This window comes from Bradyrhizobium sp. i1.15.2 (assembly GCF_040548425.1).
Classification (GTDB): Bacteria; Pseudomonadota; Alphaproteobacteria; order Rhizobiales; family Xanthobacteraceae; genus Bradyrhizobium; species Bradyrhizobium canariense.
This window is the reverse complement of the sequence record NZ_JBEPRQ010000063.1, coordinates 1-5,927: the sequence shown is the minus strand read 5'-3', so window position 1 is coordinate 5,927 and position 5,927 is coordinate 1. Positions and strand designations below refer to the sequence as shown.

Here is a 5,927-nt window from a genome sequence, read left to right as displayed (position 1 = left end):
TGGGCGAAATCAAATCGGAAAGGTGGGCGACATCGTCTCGGAATCCACGGGCGACCTCATATCGGTACGCCTGGGCGACTTCGTCGGAATCCGCAGACCAGTCTGGGAGGAACATCTGATGACGACTATGTTTGTTAGACACACGGTTTCCGACTACAAGACCTGGCGGAAAGTTTACGACGATTTTGCTCCTGTTCAGAAGGCGAAGGGCGTAGCAGCCGAGGCTGTCTACCGAGCAGTCGAAAATCCCAATGACATCACAGTAACTCACGAGTTTGCCACGATTGAAGCTGCGCAAGCCTTTGCGGAGAGTGCTGAATTGAAGAATGCCATGCAGAAAGCGGGAGTGGCGAAAGCTCCAACGATTTGGTTTACCAAAAAGGCGTGAAGTATCGATCCCGGCCAAGTGCCGGGATTTTTTGCTGTGGTGGTACCATGTCGCCTGTTGGCCTATTGAGACATGCCGAGGCGGTCTGACGATATCCGTTCACAGGGGTAGACCGGTAGAGAACGGCACGCGGCCAAAGTGACGCGATTGACCCTGGCTGTGTAAAAACGCAAAAGATCGAAACGCGACGAGAATGACATTCTGGCTTTGCGGGCCCGCCGACCTAGAATTGCGGCGATCAGGATGGGCGAAATGCAGTATGTTTGCGACGCGCCGAAGGGTAAGACCTGGTTCCGTATCGAGACGGAAGGTGAAGCGGTGCAAGAGTCGCGCCTGATGCGCCACACAGTCGAGAAATATTTCTGCCGCGAGCGAGAGAAGGCAGTCCAATCCTGGCGTCCGGAGCAGCCCAACGCGATCGAGCGCGACATCGGCCTCGAGGCCCATGTACAGCGAGAGATGCCGCTTTTCCTCACGTTGCGTGACAGGGAGGGTAATCCACTGGCTACAGCGATGCTGCCACCGGGTGGCAAGGATCGCGGCGGGTTCCGGATCATCATCGTTGCCGCATGCAATGCCGATCCTTATCCTGAGCAGGATGCGGCCATCGCTGCGCTAGGAGCGCATTTCGGTCTCACGCTCGATCGCCACCGCTGCTTCCCCTACGGCCGCTAAGGAGCCTGACAAGTATCGCTGCTTGGAGCGATGTCGGCTCATGGCCCGAAGGCGAAGATCGCCATCGTGTCCGGCACGTCGGCAGTCGGGGCCAGAGCGGACATCGAGAAGACGCGGGCAAAATCGACGCGAATGGCCCAACTCCGACTCCGCCGAACGATTGCGTTGATTTACGCGACGCGATCCTTGTCGGACTGTTCCTCGACTGCCGTCACGGTTTCTTCGAATCCCTTTTCGTAATTGCCCGCAAACCTTTCGATGCTGTCGGCCCACATCCTCAGAATTGAGACCTGAAAATGCATAATTGGCTTCAAGGCAATCATACCGATTTCTGTCGCTGCGGTTGTGCGCTTTTGGGCGTCGCGCGCGAAACGGCCTGAATTAGAGATGTTGTCTACCATGGCTGCTTGCTCCTTCTGCTCGGGTGATTAAGCCCAAAGCGACCTGCCAGGTTGTGCACTACGTGATGCTAACCCCTCGGCTAAAGCCTGATCTGCGGCGAGTCTCGCATGTCGGTCGTCATGCAGTTCGTCCAGCTTTTTCAGGTAAGCGACCGCTGCTATCTGCAAGAGATCGAAATCATATTCGCCAGCATCGCGAAGATTGGTGACGTAGCGAAAGAGGGCGGATCGCCTGTTATCGTTCTCACTAATACCACTATGGCGCAGCAAGTAGTTCCGCCAGGCGAACGCACATGCGCCTTCTATGGCTTGAGAAGTCATGGGCACCTCCCGAAGGTCAGAGAAAGACTGATGAGCCGTTTCGTTCCGCGAAGTTCTCCGATGTAATGCTGTTCCGTAGGTGCGCCGCAAGGTGTTTCGCGAAGAGGTCAGTGCTGTGGTAGTGGCGGTGTGCACGTCATCGTGCGCTCTGTTGCGCCTAAAGCCGGCGATCTCCTTGTCGATTTTTACCGCAAATGACAAGGTCAAAGAACCTACCGCTCGCGCGGCGTTAACGTTGCAATGCTATGGCTTCCGGATTGATCACGAAGTCAGCCCCATCTCGGCTTGAACGAAAGGAGAGGACACGCAACTTTGGGCGAAGCGGGGATTTACGCCGCCGATCTTTCCCTTGTTCCACGGACGTGCTTCGAGACGTTCTCATTGATTCTTGGACATCGATCATGATGACTTCCTCGTTAATGAGGTTGGCCATTCTCAAGCCGATAAGTCCGAACCTGCGTCGGCTTTCAGACGATTGGAGACGTAGCGCCCAAACGTGCCCGCGCGGTAACCCGGTTTGGATCAGCAAACACCGTTCGGAATGATTTCTGGTATTGGCCCATCGGCGAAGTAACGTGACGCGTGTCGAGCGTCCGCTTATTGAGGAAGCGCAGACAAGCTTTGCTCAGGTTGAGTTCTTCGCATTTTGACCCGTAGCTGACTTCGTGGTCATCGCGTCCAGTTAGGGAACCAATATCGCAGTCGGTAAACTTCGATCTGCTCGGCAAGCCCTTCTCTAGGTCCTAGCCAGTACAAACTAGGGCGCCAAAGGATTGTGGCCATGTACTTCCTCACTGCCTGTCTGATCGTGGTCGTCTTGAGCGCCGCAGTGGCGTACCGTCGAGCTGGATCTCTACCACGAAACCTTCAGGGACGGCTGGACCGTCAGCCGCGGCGTGCGGCGATGTGGCCCGTCATGTGTGCAGGAATTTTTACACTGGGGCTGCTCGGACTTCATCATTTTCAAGGCTGGCAAGAATCCGGTCCCTTCGAAACGGACTATCTCCTCATGCTTATCCTGCTTATCACCTCTTTCTTTGGTGGTTGGTTTCTTGGCATCATTGGCTGGATTGATTGACCGACGACGAGCTGCCATGACTTTGGCATCTTCCTGTTGATGTCCGCTTCTGGCCCATCTCGGACATCCTGACCGGCGCCGATGATGTCCGTCCCCGGAGCTCAAGCGGAAGTAAGCAGCCAGGACACCGAAGGCCGCTCGTGACCACTCTAGACGTCAGATGCTCCAGGACCGCCTTCCCCTTGAGAGCGCAGCAGCGCCGCGGCGCGCCTGCGCTCAGCAGCGCGCGAGATCAAAATGCGAGGGGTACGCGGACATGTCAGTTCGCCGAGATTTGCATCCAGCCATACGCCATTCCTACGGCCTTACCAGCGCCGCCGTCATCGGAAACGCGCCACGCTGCCACGCCGAAACATAGCGTTAGCATCAAGTTGGTTAGCAATAGCAGGACTGAGAAGAAGTGGCTCACACGCGCACCCGAAACAGAACGTCCCTCCAGTACGGACACAGATGGAGGATTCGAAAACTGCAGCTGCGCTGACCTAACCGCCTTTTCCACAGGTTGTAGAATGCTGGATCAACAGGTTCGAACTGGGGAGCGCAGCCATCGAGCGTTTCGTGCGGAGCCGGGGACTTCGCGCCGCGCTGATCGTAGCTAAGCGGCACGGCAGGAGCTATTATCTTGTTCTTCTCGCTCGGGATCATTCGGTTTCAGGAGTCTGGCAGTGACAAAAATCTTACGAGGAATGCTCCTCGCGACCACGGTTCTCGCTGCTGCTAGTGCGGCGTACGCAGGGGGTGGCTGTGGCGAGGGCTGTCATAGGACAAGCGGTGGCGCATGTGTCGTTGACGGCTGGGGCACGGGAGCCAAGGTTCGGAACGAATGCCCGGCGACCTCTCGCCCCCGTCCACCCTGCGGCGGCGGGGATTTCATCTGGGACCGCACCAAACAGGCGTGCTTCCAAAATAACCGCAGCTGGTTCTGATCTCGCGCGCCATTTAGGCGCGCTGTACACAGCGCAATTTGATCTCACTGCGCGGCCTCAGCGTGGATACGAACGAGTTCAGTGGAACAGCTTGACCCTCATCTTGGCCAGTGCGCCGCTTCATGAGTCCGCTCTCGGCGGCGGCGCCGACGGGCTCGGTTCGCGTGCTTGGGATCAGGTGCGGACCTCCAGGCACGGAGCCGGATAGCGCTGGACTGCTATGATGGTTGTGCGGCCCTGCCGCCAGCTTACAGCTCAACTGCGGACTAGCCGTCTTGGCAGGGAATACCGAGGTTGTCACAAGCGAGAGCGAATGACTCTTTTGCTTTTGTATCCTCGAAGCAGAAGCGAGTGCCGACCTCTGCCTGATCGATCCACCAATCGACGTTACTGCCTTTCGCGATGCGGGAGGCTTCGCCGCGTAACAGGTCGAGTTGTCTTCCCGCAGCTCGAACGATCAGGCAATTGTTCTCTTTGGACACAATATCTTCTCCATGGCACAGGACGCCGAACTCGTTGGTACTAACAGCCGTGAACACGAAGGCCGCAGCAGGGGGACTGCTGCTGCGGCCCGCGCGGTCAAAAATAACGACTAGGTGAAATATGCAGCCAGCCCCGGTGCTATGATCGTACCGCAGCATCTCTGGCTCGCAATATGATGCAATTTCACAATCGGCAGAAGGCTTAACATGCATCAGTGCGCCGGCTCTCAAGTCCATGAGGATCGGGAACAACTGGCAATCTGGGTGCGTTCGCCTCCAGCTCCGGGCGATGTCTCGGAGCGGACGCGTAGAACTTCTGGCCTCAGGAATCATCGTCTGGGGCCGGCTTTTTTGCAGCATTGCGTTGGCGCCAGTTCGATTTAGCCGTTGCCTATGTCATTTGGCATATGAAAGGTGACGGTCGGAAGGCATCGGGACTTTTTGGCAATTCAGCGGAAGCTGGCGGAACTGTCCGGAGCATGAGGACTCTCCTCCATCGAACGAGAGACGCCCCCCGGCTTGAGGGCCTGAGGGTTGATGCCGAGGGCCGCTCCGCCAGCTCGAAAGAGAGGAGCCAGCAAGACCGCAAGCGGGGCAGTGATGCTAGGTTCCTACAGTTGTCAGGAGCCGCACATAGGTGCCGCTCTCATGCAGCTCCAGCCAGCCCTTCTCGACAGCGCACCTGATGCCGGCGCCGAACTCTGCGCCGCTTGCCTTGAGCGTGTAGAGGAAGGGGTAGTTTATCTTCTAGATATACCGCCTCGATGCCTGAAGCCAGCTGAACGAGCTGACGCGCGGCGGCTTCCGGACTGGCAAAACGGCGCTCGGTGACGTGCTTCATCGCTGGAATCAAAACCTCAAGCCCCCATGCTTGGCCTGACTTGCCCTCGACTGTCATGCCAGTTTGGGAGATATGCACAGATCCTGCGGCGCCGCATGCCGCACAGACCAGGCGCACGCCGACGCACGAAAATCGCAACCGAGCTTGGAAGGCATATTGCGTCAGTCAAACGTGTGGCCCGAGACATGGGAATTTTGCTCCGAACCAAGAGGAGCGGCTGCACAGAGACGTAGACGTATAAGTCGCTTGTAGAATCGCTCTATGCTGGCTCAGCCAAACCTTACGGGGAAAGCAGGGAATGGTTAGGCCCGGCGCGTCTTACCGGATTAAGGACGCGTCGGGCCGCGAGTGCGTAAACGCGCATTACGCAAGCTGGCGGCGCCTTGTCTTGGGAGTCAGCCCACCACCCGGCCCGAGTTGTGCGAAGTGCTTTCGGTGGCCCGCTACTGATTGGTCAGCCGTCAGAACGTCTCGGTAATCTTGCTCAGGCGAGGTGGACGATCCGGGTCAAACCCGCAGGCCCGCGCCGTCTGCTCGATCATCCGATAGGCCGGAACCAGCATGGTGATCGGGTCGGTGGCGGGATCATCCGCGGCCAACCAGGGCAGCGAGCCACGCGGTCCGCCGCATAAATGAAGCGCGATGTTTTGCCCGCGCAATTCGTCTGCCAGCGCGTCCACCATGGCCGCCGTTTCATCCATCAGGCGCATCATGATAACCGGCGTGCGCGACGATAACGCAGCGCGCGGCCCATGCTGCAGCTCGGCGGCGCTCAGACCAATGGAAGGCAGGCGCAGGATTTCCGACAATTTGAG

The 5,927-nt window shown here is 57.9% G+C and carries 8 protein-coding genes; 4 read left to right on the top strand and 4 right to left on the bottom strand.

Going from position 1 to position 5,927, the window contains the following annotated elements; translation table 11 throughout:
• Nucleotides 1-118 precede the first annotated feature (118 nt).
• Entirely contained in the window at nt 119-388 is a 270-nt protein-coding gene (locus ABIB80_RS39100) for an antibiotic biosynthesis monooxygenase (RefSeq protein ID WP_007595388.1), read from the top strand.
• 243 nt (nt 389-631) lie between these two features.
• Nucleotides 632-1,063 carry a hypothetical protein gene (locus tag ABIB80_RS39095; RefSeq protein ID WP_245285917.1) on the top strand — a complete coding sequence of 144 codons (432 nt, stop codon included), beginning with the start codon at nt 632-634 and terminating at the stop codon, nt 1,061-1,063.
• Nucleotides 1,064-1,233: 170 nt separating this feature from the next.
• Here ABIB80_RS39095 and ABIB80_RS39090 read toward each other — a convergent pair whose 3' ends face one another.
• Together ABIB80_RS39090 and ABIB80_RS39085 are read right to left on the bottom strand one after the other, a co-directional pair.
• Complete coding sequence (locus ABIB80_RS39090; RefSeq protein WP_007595374.1) at nt 1,234-1,464, bottom strand: hypothetical protein; 231 nt, start codon at nt 1,462-1,464, stop codon at nt 1,234-1,236.
• Between the two features lie 27 nt (nt 1,465-1,491).
• Nucleotides 1,492-1,785 (bottom strand): hypothetical protein, encoded by a 294-nt coding sequence (locus ABIB80_RS39085; protein WP_007595373.1) that lies wholly within the window; start codon nt 1,783-1,785, stop codon nt 1,492-1,494.
• A 781-nt stretch (nt 1,786-2,566) separates the two neighbouring features.
• On the opposite strand from ABIB80_RS39085, the gene ABIB80_RS39080 reads away from it, so the two are divergent.
• Both ABIB80_RS39080 and ABIB80_RS39570 read left to right on the top strand, forming a co-directional pair.
• Complete coding sequence (locus ABIB80_RS39080) at nt 2,567-2,863, top strand: hypothetical protein (protein WP_007595380.1); 297 nt, start codon at nt 2,567-2,569, stop codon at nt 2,861-2,863.
• 686 nt (nt 2,864-3,549) lie between these two features.
• Nucleotides 3,550-3,789, top strand: coding sequence for a hypothetical protein (locus tag ABIB80_RS39570; RefSeq protein ID WP_083869850.1), 240 nt, complete (start codon nt 3,550-3,552; stop codon nt 3,787-3,789).
• Nucleotides 3,790-4,055: 266 nt separating this feature from the next.
• Here ABIB80_RS39570 and ABIB80_RS39075 read toward each other — a convergent pair whose 3' ends face one another.
• Together ABIB80_RS39075 and ABIB80_RS39065 are read right to left on the bottom strand one after the other, a co-directional pair.
• Nucleotides 4,056-4,523 (bottom strand): hypothetical protein, encoded by a 468-nt coding sequence (locus tag ABIB80_RS39075; protein WP_245285916.1) that lies wholly within the window; start codon nt 4,521-4,523, stop codon nt 4,056-4,058.
• Between the two features lie 1,050 nt (nt 4,524-5,573).
• Nucleotides 5,574-5,927: SIS domain-containing protein (locus ABIB80_RS39065; RefSeq protein WP_502918781.1), on the bottom strand; the 354-nt coding region annotated here is incomplete at its 5' end.